Annotated in this window: 23 protein-coding genes; 17 read left to right on the top strand and 6 right to left on the bottom strand. The window is 68.7% G+C overall.

Annotation, left to right across the window (positions count from 1 at the left end):
• The first annotated feature begins 21 nt into the window (after positions 1–21).
• The 16 genes from prfA to OG302_RS14270 all read left to right on the top strand — a co-directional run bounded on the left by prfA (position 22) and on the right by OG302_RS14270 (position 14,793).
• Complete coding sequence (gene prfA / locus OG302_RS14345; RefSeq protein WP_371527148.1) at positions 22–1,098, top strand: peptide chain release factor 1; 1,077 nt, start codon at positions 22–24, stop codon at positions 1,096–1,098.
• Positions 1,099–1,146: 48 nt separating this feature from the next.
• Positions 1,147–1,992: a peptide chain release factor N(5)-glutamine methyltransferase gene (gene prmC, locus OG302_RS14340; RefSeq protein ID WP_249587746.1), complete on the top strand. Its 846-nt coding sequence runs from the start codon at positions 1,147–1,149 to the stop codon at positions 1,990–1,992.
• A 47-nt stretch (positions 1,993–2,039) separates the two neighbouring features.
• Positions 2,040–2,687: an L-threonylcarbamoyladenylate synthase gene (locus OG302_RS14335; RefSeq protein ID WP_361833605.1), complete on the top strand. Its 648-nt coding sequence runs from the start codon at positions 2,040–2,042 to the stop codon at positions 2,685–2,687.
• Positions 2,684–3,325 (top strand): protein-tyrosine-phosphatase, encoded by a 642-nt coding sequence (locus OG302_RS14330; protein WP_361833607.1) that lies wholly within the window; start codon positions 2,684–2,686, stop codon positions 3,323–3,325. The genes OG302_RS14335 and OG302_RS14330 overlap by 4 nt, the downstream gene beginning before the upstream one ends.
• A gap of 97 nt (positions 3,326–3,422) precedes the next feature.
• Entirely contained in the window at positions 3,423–4,694 is a 1,272-nt protein-coding gene (gene glyA / locus OG302_RS14325) for a serine hydroxymethyltransferase (RefSeq protein WP_371527147.1), read from the top strand.
• 130 nt (positions 4,695–4,824) lie between these two features.
• Positions 4,825–6,159, top strand: coding sequence for an MraY family glycosyltransferase (locus OG302_RS14320; RefSeq protein ID WP_371527146.1), 1,335 nt, complete (start codon positions 4,825–4,827; stop codon positions 6,157–6,159).
• Positions 6,160–6,419: 260 nt separating this feature from the next.
• Complete coding sequence (locus OG302_RS14315; RefSeq protein WP_361833611.1) at positions 6,420–6,857, top strand: hypothetical protein; 438 nt, start codon at positions 6,420–6,422, stop codon at positions 6,855–6,857.
• A gap of 276 nt (positions 6,858–7,133) precedes the next feature.
• Positions 7,134–7,901, top strand: coding sequence for a F0F1 ATP synthase subunit A (gene atpB, locus OG302_RS14310; protein WP_361833613.1), 768 nt, complete (start codon positions 7,134–7,136; stop codon positions 7,899–7,901).
• A gap of 76 nt (positions 7,902–7,977) precedes the next feature.
• Entirely contained in the window at positions 7,978–8,220 is a 243-nt protein-coding gene (atpE, locus tag OG302_RS14305; protein WP_361833615.1) for an ATP synthase F0 subunit C, read from the top strand.
• A gap of 38 nt (positions 8,221–8,258) precedes the next feature.
• Positions 8,259–8,807 (top strand): F0F1 ATP synthase subunit B, encoded by a 549-nt coding sequence (locus OG302_RS14300; protein WP_371527145.1) that lies wholly within the window; start codon positions 8,259–8,261, stop codon positions 8,805–8,807.
• Positions 8,804–9,625 (top strand): F0F1 ATP synthase subunit delta, encoded by an 822-nt coding sequence (locus tag OG302_RS14295; RefSeq protein ID WP_371527144.1) that lies wholly within the window; start codon positions 8,804–8,806, stop codon positions 9,623–9,625. Before OG302_RS14300 ends, OG302_RS14295 begins: the two co-directional genes overlap by 4 nt.
• 126 nt (positions 9,626–9,751) lie before the next feature.
• Positions 9,752–11,350 (top strand): F0F1 ATP synthase subunit alpha, encoded by a 1,599-nt coding sequence (gene atpA, locus OG302_RS14290; protein ID WP_361833621.1) that lies wholly within the window; start codon positions 9,752–9,754, stop codon positions 11,348–11,350.
• Positions 11,351–11,370: 20 nt separating this feature from the next.
• The gene (locus OG302_RS14285; RefSeq protein WP_371527143.1) at positions 11,371–12,288 is read left to right on the top strand and encodes a F0F1 ATP synthase subunit gamma; all 918 of its coding nucleotides are present in this window, start codon (positions 11,371–11,373) and stop codon (positions 12,286–12,288) included.
• A complete protein-coding gene (gene atpD, locus OG302_RS14280) occupies positions 12,288–13,730 on the top strand; it encodes a F0F1 ATP synthase subunit beta (protein ID WP_371527142.1) in 1,443 nt (480 codons plus the stop codon). Before OG302_RS14285 ends, atpD begins: the two co-directional genes overlap by 1 nt.
• A gap of 109 nt (positions 13,731–13,839) precedes the next feature.
• Entirely contained in the window at positions 13,840–14,214 is a 375-nt protein-coding gene (locus OG302_RS14275; RefSeq protein ID WP_371527141.1) for a F0F1 ATP synthase subunit epsilon, read from the top strand.
• 129 nt (positions 14,215–14,343) lie between these two features.
• Positions 14,344–14,793 (top strand): DUF2550 domain-containing protein, encoded by a 450-nt coding sequence (locus OG302_RS14270; protein ID WP_371527140.1) that lies wholly within the window; start codon positions 14,344–14,346, stop codon positions 14,791–14,793.
• Between the two features lie 153 nt (positions 14,794–14,946).
• Here OG302_RS14270 and OG302_RS14265 read toward each other — a convergent pair whose 3' ends face one another.
• The 3 genes from OG302_RS14265 to OG302_RS14255 form a co-directional block, all read right to left on the bottom strand.
• Entirely contained in the window at positions 14,947–16,782 is a 1,836-nt protein-coding gene (locus tag OG302_RS14265; RefSeq protein ID WP_371750121.1) for a glycosyl hydrolase family 18 protein, read from the bottom strand.
• A gap of 193 nt (positions 16,783–16,975) precedes the next feature.
• Positions 16,976–17,632, bottom strand: a complete 657-nt coding sequence (locus OG302_RS14260) for a response regulator (RefSeq protein ID WP_371527139.1) — start codon at positions 17,630–17,632, stop codon at positions 16,976–16,978.
• The gene (locus OG302_RS14255; RefSeq protein ID WP_371527138.1) at positions 17,629–18,855 is read right to left on the bottom strand and encodes a sensor histidine kinase; all 1,227 of its coding nucleotides are present in this window, start codon (positions 18,853–18,855) and stop codon (positions 17,629–17,631) included. The genes OG302_RS14260 and OG302_RS14255 overlap by 4 nt, the downstream gene beginning before the upstream one ends.
• 153 nt (positions 18,856–19,008) lie before the next feature.
• On the opposite strand from OG302_RS14255, the gene OG302_RS14250 reads away from it, so the two are divergent.
• Positions 19,009–19,584, top strand: a complete 576-nt coding sequence (locus tag OG302_RS14250) for a hypothetical protein (protein ID WP_371527137.1) — start codon at positions 19,009–19,011, stop codon at positions 19,582–19,584.
• Here OG302_RS14250 and OG302_RS14245 read toward each other — a convergent pair.
• The 3 genes from OG302_RS14245 to OG302_RS14235 are packed head-to-tail and all read right to left on the bottom strand — an operon-like array spanning position 19,581 to position 21,745.
• The gene (locus OG302_RS14245) at positions 19,581–20,153 is read right to left on the bottom strand and encodes a cob(I)yrinic acid a,c-diamide adenosyltransferase (protein WP_371527136.1); all 573 of its coding nucleotides are present in this window, start codon (positions 20,151–20,153) and stop codon (positions 19,581–19,583) included. The genes OG302_RS14250 and OG302_RS14245 overlap by 4 nt on opposite strands.
• 13 nt (positions 20,154–20,166) lie before the next feature.
• A complete protein-coding gene (locus OG302_RS14240; protein WP_363209299.1) occupies positions 20,167–20,922 on the bottom strand; it encodes an ABC transporter permease in 756 nt (251 codons plus the stop codon).
• A 40-nt stretch (positions 20,923–20,962) separates the two neighbouring features.
• Positions 20,963–21,745, bottom strand: coding sequence for an ABC transporter ATP-binding protein (locus OG302_RS14235; protein WP_371527135.1), 783 nt, complete (start codon positions 21,743–21,745; stop codon positions 20,963–20,965).
• Positions 21,746–21,817: the final 72 nt, after the last annotated feature.

Here is a 21,817-nt window from a genome sequence, read left to right as displayed (position 1 = left end):
TAGAAAACTCAGGAGACCCCGATGTTCGAGGCGGTCGAGGAACTGATCGGCGAGCACGCCGATCTGGAGACGAAGCTCGCGGACCCCTCGGTCCACGCCGACCAGGCCAACGCGCGCAAGCTCAACAAGCGCTACGCCGAGCTGACCCCGATCGTCTCGACGTACCGCGCCTGGAAGCAGACCGGCGAGGACATCGCGACGGCCCGCGAACTGGCCGCCGAGGACCCCGAGTTCGCCGCCGAGGTCAAGGACATGGAGAAGCAGCGCGAGGACATCACCGAGAAGCTGCGGCTCCTCCTGGTGCCCCGGGACCCCAACGACGACAAGGACGTCATCCTCGAGGTCAAGGCGGGCGCGGGCGGCGACGAGTCGGCGCTCTTCGCCGGCGACCTGCTTCGCATGTACCTGCGGTACGCGGAGCGCGTCGGCTGGAAGACCGAGATCATCGACGCCACCGAGTCCGAGCTCGGCGGCTACAAGGACGTCCAGGTCGCCGTGAAGACCAAGGGCGGCAACGGCGCGACCGAGCCCGGCCAGGGCGTCTGGGCGCGGATGAAGTACGAGGGCGGCGTGCACCGCGTGCAGCGCGTGCCCTCCACCGAGTCGCAGGGCCGGATCCACACCTCCGCGGCCGGCGTCCTGGTGACGCCCGAGGCCGAGGAGGTCGACGTGGAGATCCACGCCAACGACCTGCGCATCGACGTGTACCGCTCGTCGGGCCCCGGCGGCCAGTCCGTCAACACGACCGACTCCGCGGTGCGCATCACGCACCTGCCGACCGGCGTCGTGGCCTCCTGCCAGAACGAGAAGAGCCAGCTGCAGAACAAGGAGCAGGCGATGCGTATCCTGCGCTCCAGGCTCCTTGCCGCGGCTCAGGAGGAAGCGGAGAAGGAGGCGGCGGACGCCCGTCGCAGCCAGGTCCGCACCGTCGACCGCTCCGAGAAGATCCGGACGTACAACTTCCCGGAAAACCGGATCTCGGACCACCGCGTCGGCTTCAAGGCGTACAACTTGGACCAGGTGCTCGACGGCGACCTCGACGCGGTCATCCAGGCCTGTGTCGACGCGGACTCCGCGGCCAAGCTCGCCGCGGCCTGAGCCCCGACCGCACCCGCCCATCGCTCAGCTCAGCCCCGGAGGACCAGCGTGAACCTGCTGCTCGCGGAAGTGGCCCAGGCCACCCAGCGGCTGGCCGACGCCGGCGTGCCCTCGCCGCGCAACGACGCGGAGGAGCTCGCCGCCTTCGTGCACGGCGTGAAGCGGGGCGAGCTGCACTCCGTCAAGGACACGGACTTCGACGCCCGGTACTGGGAGACGATCGCGCGCCGTGAGGCCCGCGAACCGCTCCAGCACATCACCGGGCGCGCCTTCTTCCGTTACCTCGAACTGCAGGTCGGCCCCGGTGTCTTCGTGCCGCGCCCCGAGACCGAGTCGGTCGTCGGGTGGGCCATAGACGCCGTGCGCGCGATGGACGTCGTCGAGCCGCTCATCGTCGATCTCTGCACGGGTTCCGGTGCCATCGCCCTGGCCATGGCCCAGGAGGTCCCGCGCTCGCGTGTGCACGCCGTGGAGCTCTCCGAGGACGCCCTGAAGTGGACGCGGAAGAACGTCGAGGGGTCCAGGGTCAAGCTCTCCCAGGGCGACGCGCGTGACGCCCTTCCGGAGCTCGACGGCCAGGTCGACCTGCTGATCTCGAACCCGCCGTACATCCCGCTCACCGAGTGGGAGTACGTCGCTCCGGAAGCCCGCGACTACGACCCGGAGCTCTCGCTCTTCTCCGGCGAGGACGGCCTCGACCTGATCCGCGGAATCGAGCGCACCGCCCACCGTCTCCTGCGGCCCGGCGGCGTCGTCGTCATCGAGCACGCGGACACGCAGGGCGGCCAGGTGCCGTGGATCTTCACCGAGGAGCGGGGCTGGGCGGACGCGGCCGACCACCCCGACCTGAACAACCGGCCGAGGTTCGCGACGGCCCGCAAGGCAATGCCGTGAGCACATCCACTTCAAGTCAGCTGTACGTGTACGAGGAGGCCAGCTAAATGGCACGGCGATACGACACCAACGACGCGACCGACCGTACGACCGGTCTGCGCGAGGCCGCGTCGGCCGTCCGTCGTGGCGAGCTGGTCGTGCTGCCCACCGACACCGTCTACGGGATCGGTGCCGACGCCTTCTCGCCGGAGGCGTGCGCCGACCTGCTCGACGCCAAGGGCCGTGGCCGCAACATGCCCACGCCTGTCCTCATCGGCTCCCCGAACACGCTGCACGGCCTGGTCACCGACTTCTCCGAGTCGGCCTGGGAGCTCGTCGACGCCTTCTGGCCCGGTGCGCTGACCCTGGTCGCCAAGCAGCAGCCGTCGCTCCAGTGGGACCTCGGGGACACCCGTGGGACCGTCGCGATCCGGATGCCGCTGCACCCCGTCGCCATCGAACTGCTCACCGAGGTCGGCCCCATGGCCGTCTCCTCGGCGAACCTCACGGGCCACCCGGCCCCCGAGGACTGCGACGCCGCGCAGGAGATGCTCGGCGACTCCGTCTCCGTGTACCTCGACGGCGGTCCGACGCCGGGCATCGTCCCGTCGTCGATCGTGGACGTCACCGGGAAGGTGCCGGTCCTGCTGCGCGCGGGTGCCCTCGACGCGGAGGAGCTCCGCAAGGTGGTACCCGACCTCGAGGTGGCGAATTGACAGCCCCTGAGACGGGGCGTGGCATAGCGGCTTATCCCGACTCGTTCCGCATCCTCCACGTCAGCACCGGCAACGTATGCCGCTCGCCGATCACTGAGCGGCTCACCAGGCATGCCCTGGCCGACCGCCTGGGTGATCCCTTCACCGGCGGTCTGATCGTGGAGAGCGCGGGCACGTGGGGGCACGAAGGCGCCCCCATGGAGACCAATGCCGAGGCGGTGCTCGCGGACTTCGGCGCGGACGCGTCCGGCTTCAAAGGACGCGAGCTCCTCGACGAGCACGTCATCCGCGCCGACCTCGTCCTGACGGCGACCCGGGACCACCGGGCGCAGGTCATCTCGATGGGGCACTCGGCCGGGCTGCGCACGTTCACGCTCAAGGAGTTCACGCGTCTCGTACGGGCCATAGACCCGGCGACGCTGCCTGATCCCGAGGGCGGCGTGATCGAGCGCGCCAGGGCCCTGGTGAGGGCCGCCGCGGCGCTGCGGGGCTGGCTCCTGGCGCCCACGGCGGAGGCGGACGAGGTGTACGACCCCTACGGTGCGCCGCTGCCGTTCTTCCGCTCGGTGGGCGACGAGATCCATGAGGCGCTCGACCCTGTCGTGACGGCGCTGACGGGCGTGCGGGCCAAGGCTTAAACCTTTCTCTTCGAAAGGCGAGCTGACACCGCGCGTGCACCGTGTGGCAGGCCTACATTGGAGGGACCCTCACCCCTCGCGAGGCCCGGAGCCCAAGATGCCGGTCAGCACCGCACCCACCGCCGCCCCGACGGCGCCCGCTGACTTCGGCGCGCTCCGCCGTGCGGACCCCCAGATGGCGGAGATCCTCCTCGCCGAGCAGGACCGGCAGGCGTCCGGCCTGCAGCTCATCGCCGCGGAGAACTTCACCTCGCCGGCCGTGCTCGCCGCGCTGGGATCGCCCCTGGCCAACAAGTACGCCGAGGGCTATCCCGGAGCCCGCCACCACGGCGGCTGCGAGCTGGTGGACGTCGCCGAGCGCATCGCCATCGACCGTGCCAAGGCACTCTTCGGCGCCGAGCACGCGAACGTGCAGCCGCACTCCGGTTCCTCCGCCGTCCTCGCCGCGTACGCCGCGCTGCTGCGCCCCGGCGACACCGTCCTGGCCATGGGCCTGCCCTACGGAGGGCACCTCACGCACGGTTCGCCCGCGAACTTCTCGGGGCGCTGGTTCGACTTCGTCGGCTACGGCGTCGACCCGGAGACCGGCCTCATCGACTACGACGAGGTCCGTGCCCTGGCCCGCGCGCACCGGCCGAAGGCGATCGTCTGCGGCTCCATCGCCTACCCCCGGCACATCGACTACGCGGCCTTCCGCGACATCGCCGACGACGTGGGCGCGTACCTCATCGCGGACGCCGCCCACCCGATGGGCCTGATCGCCGGGGGAGCGGCCCCCAGCCCCGTGCCGTACGCCGACGTCGTGTGCGCCACGACCCACAAGGTGCTCCGCGGCCCGCGCGGCGGCCTGATCCTGTGCGGGTCCGAGCTCGCCTCCCGCATCGACCGGGCCGTGTTCCCCTTCACGCAGGGCGGCGCGCAGATGCACACGATCGCCGCCAAGGCCGTCGCGTTCGGCGAGGCGGAAACCCCGGCCTTCACGGCCTACGCCCACCGGGTCGTCGCCAACGCCCGCATCCTCGCCCAGGCCCTCGGCGCCGCGGGCTGCGCGATCACCACCGGCGGCACCGACACGCACCTGATCCTGGCCGACCCCACGCCCCTCGGCATCGACGCGCACACCGCCCGCGGCAGACTCGCCGCCCGCGGAATCGTCCTCGACACCTGCGCCCTGCCCTACGCCGACGGGCGGGGACTGCGCCTCGGCACCGCGGCCGTCAGCACACAGGGCATGGGCGACGCGGAGATGGTGCGCATCGCAGGCCTCTTCGCCGACGCGGTGCGCGACGAGTCCAAGGAGGCGGACAACTCGAAAGTACGAGAGGAAGTGCGTGAACTGGTGGGCAGATTTCCGCCGTATACGGCCTAGGTCGGGGTAGGTGCGTCAGGGGAAGGCGCGTACTCGTGCAACCATCGTCGCTACCCGGAAGTCCCCAACCATATGCACGCAGAGCTAGGGTGTGGGGCTGAGATGGCCAGCGATACCTGTGGGGAAGCCCGTGCGTGAATACCTCCTTACGCTCTGCATCACGGCCGCGGTGACTTACTTGCTGACCGGCCCGGTGCGGAAGTTCGCGATCGTGGCCGGCGCCATGCCGGAGATCCGCGCCCGCGACGTACACCGGGAGCCCACGCCCCGGCTCGGCGGTATCGCGATGTTCTTCGGGCTGTGCGCCGGTCTCCTTGTCGCCGACCACCTGCCGAACCTGAACGACGTCTTCGAGCGGTCCAACGAACCCCGCGCGCTGCTCTCCGGCGCCGCCCTGATCTGGATCATCGGCGTCCTGGACGACAAGTTCGAGATCGACGCCCTGATCAAGCTGGGCGGCCAGATGATCGCCGCCGGTGTCATGGTCCTCCAGGGCCTGACGATCCTGTGGATCCCGGTTCCCGGCTACGGCATGGTCCTCCTGGACCAGGGCCAGGGCACGCTCCTGACGGTCGCGCTCGTCGTGATCACCATCAACGCGGTGAACTTCGTGGACGGCCTCGACGGCCTCGCCGCGGGCATGGTGTGCATCGCGGCGACGGCGTTCTTCCTCTACGCCTACCGCATCTGGTACGGCTACGGCATCGAGGCGGCGGCCCCCGCCACGCTCTTCGCCGCGATCCTGATGGGCATGTGCCTGGGCTTCCTGCCGCACAACATCCATCCCGCCCGGATCTTCATGGGGGACTCGGGCTCGATGCTGATCGGCCTGGTCCTCGCGGCGGGTGCGATCTCCGCCACGGGACAGATCGACGGCGACGCCCTGAGCCTGAACTTCGGGGGCAGCCGCGATGCCACCCACGCGATGCTCCCGGTCTTCATCCCGCTCCTGATGCCGCTGACGATCATCGCCATCCCGTTCGCCGACCTGGTCCTCGCGATCGTCCGGCGTACGTGGAACGGCAAGTCGCCGTTCGCCGCCGACCGCGGCCACCTCCACCACCGCCTCCTGGAGATCGGCCACTCCCACAGCCGCGCGGTGCTGATCATGTACTTCTGGTCGGCGCTGATCGGCTTCGGCACGGTCGCCTACTCGGTGCACTCCGCGAGCATGTGGATCCTGTTCGCCATCGTCGCCCTGAGCGCGGTGGGTCTGGTGCTGCTCATGCTGCCGCGGTTCCGGCCGCACATCCCGCGCTGGGCGGAGTCCTTCGTGCCGCCGCGCTACCGGCGGCGCAAGCAGGCCGCCGCGGAGGAGTCCGCGAGCGACGGGGCCGCCGTGACGGATGAGGCGGACGCGGAAGCTGACGACCGTCCTCCGGTCGGGTCAGGCGTCAACGGGGCGACGGCCGTTGGCACCCGCTCGCGCTTCGAGGATCGGCGCAAGGCCGGCTCGTCGAGCTGACGGCCACCGTCAAACTCTCCCAATACCAGACAAGTTGCCGCGCTGCGTGCACAGACGCGCAGGTTCACTCTCATGTGTGACAGCGAGCACACCTAGCAGGTAAAGACCTCATCAAATAGTTTGTGATACCGTTCACGAAACCAGGGGATAGAGCCGAAGGACCGTAGTGCGACGGTCCATTGGCCCGAGGGACACTCTCGACCCCGGACTACGCTCGTCCATGACGACACCCTGCCCCCTTCAGTAAGCGGAGCGCCGCCATGCCGTCTCAAGACACCCGAACCCTTCTTCAGTCCGCCGTACCCACCGCTGCCGTCGGCGCGATCGCCGCAGTGGTCAGTGGTGTGGTCGCGGGTGGCAAGGGGGCTATCGGTGCTGTCGTCGGCACCCTGGTGGTCATCGCTTTCATGGGCGTCGGGATGTTCGTGCTGCAGCGCACGGCGAAGGCGCTCCCTCATCTGTTCCAGATGATGGGCCTGCTGCTCTACGTCGCCCAACTCCTGCTGCTTCTCATCTTCGTGGGCCTGTTCAAGGACACCACCCTGTTCAACCCGAAGGCATTCGCCGTCGGGCTTGTGCTGGCGACCGTCGTCTGGATGGCCACGCAGGCCCGCGCGCACATGAAAGCCAAGATCCTCTACGTCGAACCCGACTCCGAGCAGAAGGACAAGCCGGAGAAGTCGGGGTCTTCGACGTGATGGGTAGGGCCGGGATAAATGCGCGTTCGAGATGCTGCTATCGTCCGGTGCCAACTGCGGCACTGCTGGCGCGGGCATCCGAGCTGACGCCTGCACGATCGCGAGGCTCGATGCCTGAACGCCGCGCCCACATCCGAAACACCAGTCTGGTGCCGAACCGCGGCTGCGCGCCGCGCCGACACGACAACGAGGTTGCCGTACCTATGCGTCACGCCGAAGGAGCCCGCGGTGAGTGCTGACCAAACTGAGCTCGCCTTTGACTGGAGCTGTCGGATCATGTCCGACGGATGCGGCTTCCCGGCTCCGGGCCTGCACTCGTTCCTCTTCAAGCCGATGTTCGAAGTCGGCGGGTTCGAGTTCAACAAGGTCATGCTGCTCGCCCTTCTGACCACGCTCGTCGTCGTCAGCTTCTTCTACGCCGCCTTCGGCAAGGCGAAGGTCGTCCCGGGCAAGCTGCAGATGGCAGCCGAGGCCGGCTACGACTTCGTACGCCGCGGCATCGTCTACGAGACGATGGGCAAGAAGGAGGGCGAGAAGTACGTCCCCCTGATGGTCTCGATGTTCTTCTTCATCTGGATCATGAATATCTGGTCCGTGATCCCGCTGACCCAGTTCCCGGTCTCGTCGGTCATCGCGTACCCGGCCGTGCTGGCACTCGTCGTATATCTGATCTGGGTGCCCCTGACGTTCAAGCGCCACGGCTTTGTCGGCGGCTGGAAGAACATCACCGGCTACGACAACTCGCTCGGTCCGATCAAGTGGCTCGTCTCGTTCATCGAGCTCTTCTCGAACCTGCTCGTGCGTCCCTTCACGCACGCGGTGCGACTCTTCGCCAACATGTTCGCGGGTCACCTGATGCTGGTGATGTTCACCGTCGCCTCCTGGTACCTGCTGAACAGCGTCATGATCCCGGCTGCGGGCGTCTCGTTCGTCATGACGATGGTCATGATCCTCTTCGAGCTTTTCGTGCAGGCCGTCCAGGCGTACGTCTTCGTGCTCCTCGCCTGCTCGTACATCCAGGGCGCTGTCGCCGAGCATCACTGAGCTCCCTGACCCCCTAACCCCCAGATCGCCCGGTGGCCAACCCCCACCGGTCCTTGAAAGAGAAGGAAGAACCGGCATGTCCGCTCTCCAGACCCTCGCCGCCGAAGGCCTCCACGGTTCCACCGGCTCCATCGGTTACGGCCTCGCTGCGATCGGCCCCGGCATCGGTGTTGGCATCGTCTTCGGTAAGGGCACCGAGGCCCTGGCCCGTCAGCCCGAAGCTGCCGGCCTGATCCGCTCGAACCAGATCCTCGGCTTCGCCTTCTGTGAGGCGCTCGCCCTCATCGGCATCGTTATGCCGTTCGTGTTCGGTAAGTAGTCACTGCTTACTGACACTTTTCGACGAAAGGCATTGATGTGATCGCCAACCTGGTTCAGCTGGCGGCCGAGGAAGAGCAGAACCCGCTCGTCCCGCCGGGTCCTGAGCTGCTCGTCGGCGCCATCGCCTTCGCCATCGTCTTCTTCTTCTTCTGGAAGAAGCTCCTCCCGAACATCAACAAGGTTCTGGAAGAGCGCCGGGAGGCGATCGAAGGCGGTATTGAGAAGGCCGAGGCCGCTCAGACCGAGGCCCAGAGCGTGCTTGAGCAGTACAAGGCTCAGCTCGCCGAGGCACGGCACGAGGCCGCGCGTCTGCGCCAGGAGGCGCAGGAGCAGGGCGCCCAGCTCATCGCTGAGATGCGTGCCGAAGGCCAGCGGCAGCGCGAGGAGATCGTCGCCGCGGGTCACGCGCAGCTCGCTGCCGACCGCAAGGCCGCCGCGCAGTCGCTGCGTCAGGACGTGGGCCAGCTGGCCACCGACCTGGCCGGCAAGCTCGTCGGTGAGTCCCTCGAGGACTCCGCACGGCAGAGCCGCACCATCGACCGTTTCCTCGACGAGCTCGAGGAGAAGGCCGAGGCGGCTCGATGACAGCGCACGGAGCCAGCCGCGAGGCCCTCGCGGCCGCGCGCGAGCGTCTCGACGCGCTGACGGACAACACCTCGGTGGACGCGAAGCGGCTCGCTGACGAGCTGGCCTCGGTCACCGCGCTGTTCAGCCGTGAGGTCTCCCTGCGCCGGGTCCTGACCGACCCGTCGCAGTCCGGTGAGGCCAAGGCGGAGCTCGCCGGGCGGCTGCTCGGCGGGCAGGTGAGCGGCGAGAGTGCCGACCTGGTGGCCGGCATGGTCCGCTCGCGCTGGTCGCAGTCGCGTGACCTGGTGGACGCCCTCGAGGAGCTCACCAACCTCGCCGACCTGACCGGCGCGCAGAAGTCCGGCGCGCTGGACGACGTCGAGGACGAGCTGTTCCGGTTCGGCCGGATCGTCGGCTCGAACACCGGCCTCCGGTCCGCGCTGACCGACCGCGCCGCCACGGGTGCGGCCAAGAGCGAGCTGCTGCGCAGCCTGCTCGGCGGCCGGGCCAACGAGGTCACGGAGCGGCTCGTCGAGCGCCTCGTGACCGCGCCCCGTGGACGTAGCCTGGAAGCGGGACTCGAGTCCCTCTCCAAGCTGGCCGCGGACCGCCGGGACCGGATGGTCGCCGTCGTCACTTCCGCCGTTCCGCTTTCGGACCGGCAGAAGCAGCGCCTCGGTGCCGCCCTCGCGAAGGTCTACGGCCGACAGATGCACCTGAACCTCGACGTGGACCCCGAGGTCCTCGGCGGGATCACGGTGCAGGTCGGCGACGAGATCATCAACGGCAGCATCGCGGACCGCCTCGAGGACGCGCACCGCCGCATGGCGCGCTAGCAGTAACTCAAAACGTAGGAATGACGGCCCTAGTTGGGCCGTGCAGAGGATTCACCCTTACTTGGGGGGAGTCCCCAGACCCCCAAAGTGAAACTTCGGGCCCAACAAGGAGAGCAGGGAACCCAGATGGCGGAGCTCACGATCCGGCCGGAGGAGATCCGGGACGCACTGGAGAACTTTGTCCAGGCGTACAAGCCGGACGCGGCCTCGCGCGAGGAGGTCGGTTCGGTCACCGTTGCCGGTGACGGCATCGCGAAGGTCGAGGGCCTCCCCTCGGCCATGGCCAACGAGCTGCTGAAGTTCGAGGACGGCACCCTCGGTCTCGCCCTCAACCTTGAGGAGCGCGAGATCGGCGCCGTCGTACTCGGCGAGTTCAGCGGCATCGAAGAGGGCCAGCCGGTCACCCGTACCGGCGAGGTCCTGTCCGTCGCGGTGGGCGAGGGCTACCTCGGCCGCGTCGTCGACCCGCTCGGCGCCCCGATCGACGGCCTCGGCGAGATCGAGACGTCCGGACGCCGCGCCCTCGAGCTGCAGGCCCCCACGGTCATGGACCGCAAGTCGGTCCACGAGCCGATGGAGACCGGCTACAAGGCAGTCGACGCCATGACCCCGATCGGCCGTGGCCAGCGTCAGCTGATCATCGGCGACCGCCAGACGGGCAAGACCGCCCTGGCCGTCGACACGATCATCAACCAGCGCGACAACTGGCGCTCGGGCGACGTGAACAAGCAGGTGCGCTGCATCTACGTCGCCGTCGGTCAGAAGGGCTCCACCATCGCCTCCGTGCGCGGTGCCCTCGAAGAGGCCGGCGCGCTTGAGTACACGACCATCGTCGCCGCCCCGGCGTCCGACCCGGCGGGCTTCAAGTACCTGGCGCCCTACACCGGTTCGGCCATCGGCCAGCAGTGGATGTACGAGGGCAAGCACGTCCTCATCATCTTCGACGACCTCTCGAAGCAGGCCGACGCCTACCGCGCCGTGTCCCTGCTGCTCCGCCGCCCGCCGGGGCGCGAGGCCTACCCGGGTGACGTCTTCTACCTGCACTCGCGTCTGCTCGAGCGCTGCGCGAAGCTGTCGGACGAGATGGGCAAGGGCTCGATGACGGGTCTCCCGATCGTCGAGACCAAGGCGAACGACGTGTCGGCGTTCATTCCGACCAACGTCATCTCCATCACCGACGGCCAGTGCTTCCTGGAGTCCGACCTGTTCAACGCCGGCCAGCGTCCGGCCCTGAACGTCGGTATCTCGGTCTCCCGTGTCGGTGGCTCCGCCCAGCACAAGGCGATCCGCCAGGTGTCCGGCCGCCTCCGCGTGGACCTCGCCCAGTACCGCGAGCTGGAGGCGTTCGCCGCCTTCGGTTCCGACCTGGACGCCGCCTCGAAGGCCTCCCTCGAGCGCGGTCAGCGGATGGTCGAGCTGCTCAAGCAGGCTCAGTACCAGCCGATGGCCACCGAGGACCAGGTCATCTCCATCTGGGCCGGCACCACGGGCCGCATGGACGAGGTACCGGTCAACGACATCCGGCGTTTCGAGCGCGAGCTGCTCGACTACCTGCACCGCAAGGAGCAGGGCCTGATGACCTCCATCAAGGAGGGCGGCAAGATGACCGACGACACGATCACGGCCATCGCCGACGCCGTCGCCGAGTTCAAGAAGCAGTTCGAGACCTCGGACGGCAAGCTGCTCGGCGAGGACGCTCCGGCTGCCGTCGACGCGTCCAAGTGACGACGGAAGGGACCTGACTCATGGGAGCCCAGCTCCGGGTCTACAAGCGTCGCATCAAATCCGTCACAGCGACCAAGAAGATCACCAAGGCGATGGAGATGATCGCCGCCTCGCGTGTCGTCAAGGCACAGCGCAAGGTGACCGCCTCCACTCCGTACGCGACCGAGCTCACGCGCGCGGTCACCGCGGTGGCCACGGGTGCCAACAACAAGCACCCGCTGACCACCGAGGCCGAGGCGCCGACCCGGGCCGCTGTTCTGCTCCTCTCGAGCGACCGCGGTCTGGCCGGTGCCTTCAACTCCAACGCCATCAAGGGTGCGGAGAAGCTCACGGAGAAGTTGCGGCGCGAGGGCAAGGAGGTCGACACGTACATCGTCGGCCGCCGTGGCATCGCGCACTACAACTTCCGTGAGCGGAAGATCGCCGGGCAGTGGACGGGCTTCACCGATGCCCCTTCCTACGCGGACGCCAAGGCGATCGCCGCACCCCTGATCGAAGCCATCGAGACGGACACGGCCGACGGCGGCGTGGATGAACTCCACATCGTCTACACCGAGTTCATCTCGATGATGACGCAGGAAGCAACCGGTGACCGGTTGCTCCCGCTCAGCCTCGACAAGGTCGCGGAGGAGGCGGGCCAGAGTGACGAGGCCCGTCCGCTGTACGACTTCGAGCCGTCGGCGGAGGACGTCCTCGACGCCCTGCTGCCGCGCTACGTCGAGAGCCGTATCTACAACGCGCTGCTCCAGTCGGCTGCTTCCAAGCACGCCGCCACGCGCCGCGCGATGAAGTCGGCGACCGACAACGCGGGTGACCTGATCAACGCTCTCACCCGTTCTGCCAACGCGGCCCGCCAGGCCGAAATCACCCAGGAAATCAGCGAGATCGTCGGTGGCTCCAGTGCCCTGGCCGACGCTTCCGCGGGGAGTGACAAGTAATGACGACCACTGTTGATACGGCCGTTGCCACGGGCCGCGTCGCCCGGGTGATCGGCCCGGTCGTCGACGTGGAGTTCCCCGTCGACGCGATGCCGGAGATCTACAACGCCCTTCACGTCGAGGTGGCCGACCCGGCCAAGGACGGCGAGAAGAAGACGCTGACGCTCGAGGTTGCCCAGCACCTCGGCGACGGCATCATCCGCGCCATCTCGATGCAGCCCACCGACGGTCTGGTCCGCCAGGCCGCGGTGACCGACACGGGCGAGGGCATCACCGTCCCCGTCGGTGACATCACCAAGGGCAAGGTGTTCAACACCCTCGGCGCGATCCTGAACGAGCCGGAGGCGGAGGCTCAGGTCACCGAGCGCTGGCCGATCCACCGCAAGGCCCCGGCCTTCGACCAGCTCGAGTCCAAGACCGAGATGTTCGAGACCGGCCTGAAGGTCGTCGACCTTCTCACCCCGTACGTCAAGGGTGGAAAGATCGGTCTGTTCGGTGGAGCGGGCGTCGGCAAGACCGTCCTCATCCAGGAAATGATCATGCGTGTGGCCAAGCTGCACGAGGGCGTTTCCGTGTTCGCCGGCGTCGGCGAGCGCACGCGTGAGGGCAACGACCTCATCGACGAGATGGAAGAGTCGGGCGTTCTGGACAAGACCGCCCTGGTCTTCGGCCAGATGGATGAGCCGCCGGGCACGCGTCTGCGCGTCGCCCTGGCCGGTCTGACCATGGCGGAGTACTTCCGCGATGTGCAGAAGCAGGACGTGCTGTTCTTCATCGACAACATCTTCCGCTTCACGCAGGCCGGTTCCGAGGTCTCGACCCTGCTCGGCCGCATGCCGTCCGCGGTGGGCTACCAGCCGAACCTGGCCGACGAGATGGGCCTCCTCCAGGAGCGCATCACCTCGACGCGTGGTCACTCGATCACCTCGATGCAGGCGATCTACGTCCCCGCGGACGACCTCACCGACCCGGCCCCGGCCACGACCTTCGCGCACCTCGACGCGACGACCGTGCTGTCGCGTCCGATCTCGGAGAAGGGCATCTACCCGGCGGTCGACCCGCTGGACTCGACGTCCCGCATCCTGGACCCGCGCTACATCGCGCAGGACCACTACGACGCCGCCATGCGCGTCAAGGGAATCCTGCAGAAGTACAAGGACCTCCAGGACATCATCGCGATCCTCGGCATCGACGAGCTCAGCGAAGAGGACAAGCTGGTCGTTCAGCGCGCCCGTCGCGTCGAGCGCTTCCTGTCGCAGAACACCCACGCCGCCAAGCAGTTCACCGGCCTGGACGGTTCGGACGTGCCGCTCGACGAGTCGATCGCCGCGTTCAACTCGATCATCGACGGTGAGTACGACCACTTCCCCGAGCAGGCGTTCTTCATGTGCGGTGGCATCGAGGACCTGAAGGCGAAGGCCAAGGAGCTCGGCGTCTCCTGACCCCGATTCTCCCGGGAGGGGTGGGCGAGTCCCGCCCCTCCCGATACGCCCACTAGAATTTGACCCAACACCCGGCGAAGCCGCCGGGTGGTGACCCGAGGAGCCACCCTTGGCTGCTGAGCTGCATGTCGAGCTGGTCGCCGCGGACCGCAGTGTCTGGTCCGGCGAGGCCACCCTGGTCGTCGCGCGCACCACGTCCGGCGACATCGGCGTCATGCCCGGTCACCAGCCGCTGCTCGGTGTGCTGGAATCGGGCCCGGTGACCATTCGTACGAGCGGCGGCGACACCGTCGTCGCCGCCGTCCACGGAGGATTCATCTCCTTCGCGGACAACAAGCTGTCACTGCTTGCTGAGATCGTCGAGCTGTCGGACGAGATCGATGTACAGCGTGCGGAGCGGGCGCTCGAGCGCGCGAAGTCGGAGGCCGACGCCTCCGCCGAGCGTCGCGCGGACGTCCGACTGCGGGCGGTTTCGTCGCGCTGAAACCTGCGCGACGGCGTTGACGTGACTCAGCCGCGGCCAGGTCCGGAGCAATCCGGACCGGGTCGCGGCTGAGGCAATGCGGGTGCAATTCTGTTGGTCCGTTTCGAAGAGGCGAGGAGGTCGGTGCCGATGATCCTCACTCTGCTCGTGTGCGGACTCGTGTTGGTCGTTCTGGTGTTGGTGGGGCTCTTCGTCTTCGGGCTGCGGCGCCGGCTCATCCAGCGGTCCGGCGGCACTTTCGACTGCAGCCTGCGCTGGAACGCCCCGGAGAAGGGCGACACCTCCGGCAAGGGCTGGGGGTACGGTGTCGCCCGCTACAACGGCGACCGGATCGAGTGGTACCGCGTCTTCTCGTACGCTCCCCGTCCGCGCCGGGTCCTGGAGCGTTCGGCCATCGAGGTGGTCGACCGGCGTGCTCCGGACGGCGAGGAGGAGCTCGCGCTGCTCTCCGACGCGATCGTGCTCGGCTGTCTGCACCGCGGCGTCCGTCTTGAGCTCGCGATGGGCGAGGACGCGCTCACCGGTTTCCTGGCGTGGCTTGAGGCGGCGCCTCCCGGCCAGCGGGTGAACGTGGCTTGAGCGCCCCGTAGGGGGCGCGGGGCTGTGACATGTGCGGCTCCGCCGCGTGGGCGCGCTCAGCCACATACGGCCCGCGGACCAAGACAATGAGAAGCCGGGAAGACAAGGGGCGTTCTTGTCTTCCCGGCTTCGTCCATGGAGGGACGGCCCCCGCTACTTCAGGCCGTCATTGATGGCGCTCACCAACTCGCCGTTGGCGGTGTCACCGCTGAACTCCCAGAAGAAGGCGCCTCCCAGGCCCTGCTGCTTCGACCAGGCCATCTTGCTCTTGACCGTCGCCGGGGTGTCGTACGACCACCAGTTGGTGCCGCAGTGGGCGTAGGCCGTGCCGGCGATGGTGCCGTTCGAGGGGCAGCTGTTCTTGAGGACCTTGTAGTCCTCGATGCCCGCTTCGTACGTGCCGGGCGCCGCGCCGGTGGCCGTGCCGCCCGGCTCCTTCTGGGTGACGCCCGTCCAGCCGCGGCCGTAGAAGCCGATGCCGAGCAGGAGCTTCGCGGCGGGGACGCCCTTCGCCTTGAGCTTCGTGATCGCGTCGGCGGTGTTGAAGCCGTCCTGCGGGATGCCGGGGTAGGAGGTGAGCGGGGAGTGCGGGGCCGTCGGGCCCTTGGCCGCCCAGGCGCCGAAGAAGTCGTACGTCATGACGTTGAACCAGTCGGCGTACTGCGAGGCGCCGCCGTAGTCGGCCGCGTCGATCTTGCCGCCGCTGGAGCCGTCGGCGGTGATCGCCGCGGTGACCAGGGCGTCCTTGCCGAACTCGGTGCGGAAGGCCTGCATCATGTTCTTCATCGAGGCCGGGCCGCTGGTGTCGCAGGTCAGGCCGCAGGCGTTGGGGTACTCCCAGTCCAGGTCGATGCCGTCGAAGACGTCGGCCCAGCGCGGGTCCTCCACCAGGTCGTGGCAGGACTTGGCGAAGGCCGCCGGGTTCTTCATCGCGTCGGTGAAGCCGCCGGACCAGGTCCAGCCGCCGAAGGACCAGAGGACCTTGAGGTTGGGGTGCTTGGCCTTGAGCTTGCGCAGCTGGTTGAAGTTGCCGCGCAGGGGCTGGTCCCAGGTGTCGGCGACGCCGTCGACGGACTGGTCGGCGGTGTAGGCCTTGTCGTAGTCGGCGTAGGCGTCACCGATGGTGCACTTGCCGCCCTGTACGTTGCCGAAGGCGTAGTTGATGTGGGTGATCTTGGAGGCGGAGGCCGAGGTGTCGATGTTCTTCACGTGGTAGTTGCGTCCGTAGACGCCCCACTGGGCGAAGTAGCCGAGCTTGACCTTGTCACCCGGGCCGGGGCCCGGGTCGCCGCCGCCCGTGGTGTGCACCTTGACGGCGCCGGAGGCCGGTCCCGTCTGGTCCGCGGTGTCGCGGGCCTGGACGGTGTACGAGTAGTCGGTGCCCGCGGTGAGGCCGCTGTCGGCGTACGAGGTGCCGGTCACCGTGGCGACCTTGGAGCCGTCGCGCAGGACGTCGTAGTTCTTGACGCCCTTGTCGTCGGTGGCCGCCTTCCAGGCCAGCTTCACCGAGGTGTTGGTGATGTCGGACGCGGTGGGGGTGCCGGGTGCCGAGGGAGGGTTGTCGCCGGGGACGCTGCCGCCGTCACAACTGGCGCCGTTCAGCGTGCAGTTGGAGGGGGAACCGGACCCGGCGCCGTTGAACCCGAAGGAGACCGAGGCGCCGGGGGCGAGCGTCCCGTTCCAGCCGAGGTTCTTGGCGGTCCAGCGGTTGCCGGAGTTGGTGACGGTGGCGTCCCAGGCGGAGGACACCTTCGTGCCGGTGGGGAAGTCCCAGGCGACGGCCCAGGAGCTGATGGTGGTGGTTCCGGTGTTCTTGACGGTCCACTTGCCTTCGAAGCCGCTGCCCCAGTCCTGGGTCTTGGCGTACGTGGCGGTGGCCGCGGGGGCGGCTTCCGGTGCGGCCTCGGCGGGACCGCCGAGTGCGACCAGGGTGGCGAGCGGGAGCAGCAGGGTGGTGAGGCCTGCCACAGCTCGGTGTCTGAAGCGCAAGGTGCGCAAGGTGTGCTCCTCGGGTGAGATCCGGGGGGTCAGAGGGGGTGGATCCCTGCGCCGCCCGTGAGCACGTGGAACACGTGGGGGAGTGCTCACCGCAGTGCCGGTGAGAATAGAAAGGTCTGGACCAGCGGTCAAGAGGTCTGAACCATTGGCCGGATTGTGCCGGTCGGGCACACCGGGGCCGGGCTCATACACCCAACTCCTGTGCGAGGACGGCCGCTTGCACCCTGCTGCGCAGCTCAAGCTTGCCGAGCAGGCGGCTGACGTGGGTCTTCACCGTCGCCTCCGCCATGTCGAGGCGGCCCGCGATCTCCGCGTTCGAAAGTCCCTCGCCGAGGCACGCGAGCACCTCGCGCTCGCGGCGGGTGAGGGTGTCGAGGATGGCGGGATCGGGTCCGTTCGCCCGGCGGGCGGCCCGCGTGGTCCTGGGGGCCGCGAACTCGGCGATCAGCCGCCGGGTGACGGCCGGGGCGATGAGGCCCTCGCCGCGACCGACCGTACGGACCGCTTCCAGGAGATCCTTGGCCTCGGTGTTCTTCAGGAGGAACCCGGAGGCGCCCGCGCGCAGTGCCCCGAACACGTATTCGTCGAGGTCGAAGGTGGTCAGGACGAGCACGTCCGAGAGCCCCTCGGCGACGACCTGACGGGTCGCGGAGACCCCGTCGAGGCGCGGCATCTGGATGTCCATGAGCACCAGATCGGGCCGCAGTTCACGGGCGAGCGCCACCGCCTCCTCGCCGTCGGAGGCCTCACCGACCACCTCGATGTCCGGCGCGCTGCGCAGGATCAGGACGAGCCCCGCCCGTACGGCGGACTGGTCCTCGGCGACGAGCACGCGGATCATTCGGTCACTCCTTCATCTGAGGGGTCGAGGTCCAAGGGGTCGACGGGCAGGGTCGCGCGCACGACCCAGACCTTCCCGTCACTGCCGCCGCCACGGGGGGAAGCGTTGCTCTCGGGCCCCGACTCGAAGGCGCCGCCCAGGAGTTCGACGCGCTCCCGCATGCCGACGAGGCCGGCTCCCGAGCCCGGGGCGCGTGGCCCGGAGGGGGAGCCGTAAGGGCTGGTCACGCCGACTTCGAGAGCGAGCCGCCGCTGGGTGAGCGTCACCGTCACCGGGCCGGGGGACGCGTGCTTCAGGGCGTTGGTCAGGGACTCCTGGATGATGCGGTACGCCGCGAGCTCGACCGGGGCGGGGAGCTTGGAGTCGTCCGGGGTGCGGGTGTCGTCGAGGGTGACGTCCAGACCATTGGTGCGGGCGTTGCCGACGAGGGCGGTGAGGCCGTCCAGGGTGGGTGAGGCCGTGGGCTCCCGGTCGTCGCTGGAGTCCCGCAGGATGCCGATGAGGCGGCGCATCTCGGCCAGGCCCTCGACGCTGTTCTCGCGGATGACGGCGAGGGCGTCGCGGGTGGTCTTCGGGTCGTCCAGGGAGAGCGCGGCCGTGGAGTGGATGGCGATCGCCGAGAGGTGGTTGGCGACCATGTCGTGCAGCTCGCGGGCCATCCGGGCGCGTTCCGCCGTGATGGCCTGTACGCGGTCCATCTCGGCCAGCAGCGCGGTCTGTTCGGCCCGCAGGCGCGCGGCGCCGGCGGCCTCGCGGTGGGTGCGTACGAGGACGCCGGTGGTCGCGGGGGCGAAGGACACCAGGCCGGTGACGACACCGACGAGGATCGCCTCGGGGTCGCGGAACCAGGCCAGGAAGCCGATCGTCACCGCCACCGTGATCATGCCCGTGGTGACCGGGATACGCCGGGCGGCGGACGGAGTCCCGTAGACGACGGCCGCGTACATGATGTCCGTGAACATCATGACCGAGACGAGATTGCCCGCGGTGAACTGGTCGGCGACCAGCGCGAGGGTGCCGATGACCAGGGCCGTCTGCGGCCTGCTCCTGCGCAGCAGTTCGAGGCCCGCCAGGACGAAGAGCGGGATCAGCGCCCAGGCGGCGCCGAGCAGCCGGTCGGTCTGCATGTGCAGTCCGAGCCCCCAGAACGCGAGCCCGGCGAGCGTGCTGCCCACGGAGATCTGCACGTCGACGCGGTGCGGGCGGGGGAGGGACGGGGCCATGTCTCCATCCAACACGGCGCGCGGGGGCCGTGCCTGATCCTGAGGGAGGAACCGCGCGCTACATCGAAGGATGCAGTGCCACTTCGTCACTGGCGACGATGATCCGCGGCCGGTCCGACGGGAGCCTGGAGAGGTGACCGAGAGGAGCGAACCGTGATCGTCACACTGATCATCATCTGCGAGGTCGGATTCTGGGTGCTGCTGGCCGGCGGCCTGGCCCTGCGCTACGCGGCGAAGATGCCGCGCACGAGTGTCGCCGTGCTGCTGTGCGAGCCGGTCCTGGAGGTCATCCTCTTCGTCGTCACCGCGATCGACCTGAAGAACGGCGCGGAGCCGGACTGGAAGCACGGCCTCGCCGCCGTCTACATCGGCTACTCCATCGCGCTCGGGCACTACACGATCAAGTGGGTGGACGTCCGCGTCGCCCACCGCTTCGCGGGCGGCCCGCCGCCCTCGACCCCCAAGTACGGCACGCCCCGCGCCGTCCACGAGTGGAAGATCGCCGCCCGCTGGGTCCTTGCGGCGCTGATCGCCATGGGGCTGCTGCAGGGAGCGGTCTGGTACGTCGGGGGCGACGGGGACGCCGACTCCCTGCGGATGTGGCAGCAGAGGATGCTGTGGCTCATCGGCATCAACGTGATCATCGCGGCGACCTACACGGTCTTCCCGAAGAAGGCGCCGGCCGTGCGGGACGACGAGGAGAAGCCGAGCTTCCTGAGCAGGCTCTAGCGCTCGCCGCCCGGTACCCACAGGACGTCGCCGACCGCCTTGTTCGCCGTACGGGCCAGGATGAACAGCAGGTCGGAGAGGCGGTTGAGGTAGGTGGCCGTCAGCGGGTTCATGACCTCGCCGTGCGCCTCGAACGCCGCCCAGGTGGACCGCTCGGCCCGCCGCACGACCGTGCACGCCTGGTGCAGCAGTGCCGCACCCGGCGTGCCGCCCGGCAGGATGAAGCTGCGCAGCTTCTCCAGTTCGTCGAGGAAGCGGTCGCAGTCCTTCTCCAGCTTGTCGATGTAGGACTGCTCGACGCGCAGCGGCGGGTACTCGGGGTCCTCCACGACCGGCGTGGACAGGTCGGCGCCCACGTCGAAGAGGTCGTTCTGGACCCGGAACAGGACCTTCACGACCTCTTCGTCGAGCTGACCGAGCGCGATCGCCGTGCCGATCGCGGCGTTGGCCTCGTTCGTGTCGGCGTACGCCGAGATCCGCGGATCGGTCTTGGCGGTGCGGCTCATGTCGCCGAGGGCCGTCGTGCCCTTGTCGCCGGTCCTGGTGTAGATGCGCGTCAGATTGACCATGAGGCCAGCCTAGTTACGCGCCCGCCTTCCGGAAGACACGTGTGCCGACCGTCACGGACCCGAGGGCGAGCGCGGCGGCCATCAGGACGCCGTACAGCATCGCCGTGCTCGCGTACTCGCCCACGTAGGCGGCCCGCACCGCGTCCACGAGATAGCGGAACGGCATGAAGTGCGAGAGCACGTCCAGCCAGCCCGGCGCGAGCGCCATCGGCAGCATCAGGCCGGAGAGCAGCATCGAGGGCATGCTGACCGCGTTGATGACGGGCCCGAACTCGTGCGGCTTGGAGACGAGCAGCGCGAGCGCGTACGAGAGGGACGCGAGGACGACGGTGAGGACCCCCACGAACGCGAAGCCGATGAGGATGCCCGCGAGCGGCGCCCGCAGCCCCATCACCACGGCCGCGAGGACCAGCAGCACCGCCTGGAAGACGAAGAGCGCGGCGTCGCGGAGGACCCGCCCGAGAAGGAGCGCGAGCCGGCTGACCGGCGTCACCCGCATCCGCTCCACCACGCCGAACTGCTTCTCGATGATGATCGCGAATCCGCTGTACGAGGCGCCGAAGAGGCCGAGTTGGAGCAGCAGGCCCGGCACGAGCACCTGCCAGGAGTCACCGCGCGAGCCGAGCGGCAGGTCGGTCAGGAGCGGGCCGAAGAAGAGCAGATAGAGCAGCGGCATCAGGACGCCGAAGAGGATCTGGAACTTGGAGCGCAGGGTCTGGCGGGCGTACCGCCCGAAGATCAGCGCGGTGTCGGAGAGGAACGCAGACATGTCGGGTCCTGGGGGTCGAGGTCCTGGGGGTTCAGACGCTTCAGACGGCGACGGGCGCCGTGTCCTTGGGGGTGAGGTCGCGCCCGGTGACGGCCAGGAACGTGTCCTGGAGCGAGGCGTCGATGGAGCCGCCGTACCGGAGCTTGAGCGCGCTCGGGGTGCCCTCGGCGACCACGACGCCCTTGTCGATGACGACGAGGCGGTCGCAGAGCGCGTCGGCCTCGTCGAGGTAGTGGGTGGTCAGGACGACGGTGGTGCCGTGGTCGTCGCGCAGCCGCCGCACGAGCGCCCACAGGTCGGCCCTGCTGCCCGGGTCGAGCCCCGTGGTCGGCTCGTCGAGGAAGAGCACCTCGGGCCTGTGCATCAGGCCCATGGCGATGTCGAGGCGCCGCCGCTGGCCGCCGGAGAGGCTCGCGCACTTGCGGTCGAGGAACTCGGTGAGGCCCAGGTCGGCGGCCAACTCCGCGGCGCGAGTGGCGGCTTGGGGCTTGGTCAGGCGGTAGAGCCGCCCCTGGGTGACCAACTCCTCGCGTACGGAGACGGTGAGGTCGACGCCGCCTGACTGGGCCACGTACCCGATCCTGCGCCGTACGGCCGCCGGGTCGCGGGCCAGGTCGATGCCCGCGACGGTGGCGGCGCCGCCGGTGGGCGGCAGGAGGGTGGTGAGCATGCGCAGCGTCGTCGTCTTGCCCGCGCCGTTCGGTCCGAGGAAGCCCAGGATCTCGCCGGGGGTGACGGTGAGGTCGATGCCGCGCACGGCTTCGACGGTGGCGCGCTTGGTCCGGAAGGTCCGGGTGAGGCCTGCCGTGCTGATGATTGCCATGGCGACCACAAAAACAGAGTCTCTTAAATTTTGCAATCGCCCCAAGTTTTATGTGGGGGCAAGTTTTACATG

The organism is Streptomyces sp. NBC_01283, from assembly GCF_041435335.1.
Classification (GTDB): domain Bacteria; phylum Actinomycetota; class Actinomycetes; order Streptomycetales; family Streptomycetaceae; genus Streptomyces.
The sequence above is the reverse complement of the archived record's forward strand: the minus strand, read 5'-3'. Positions and strand labels throughout refer to the sequence as shown.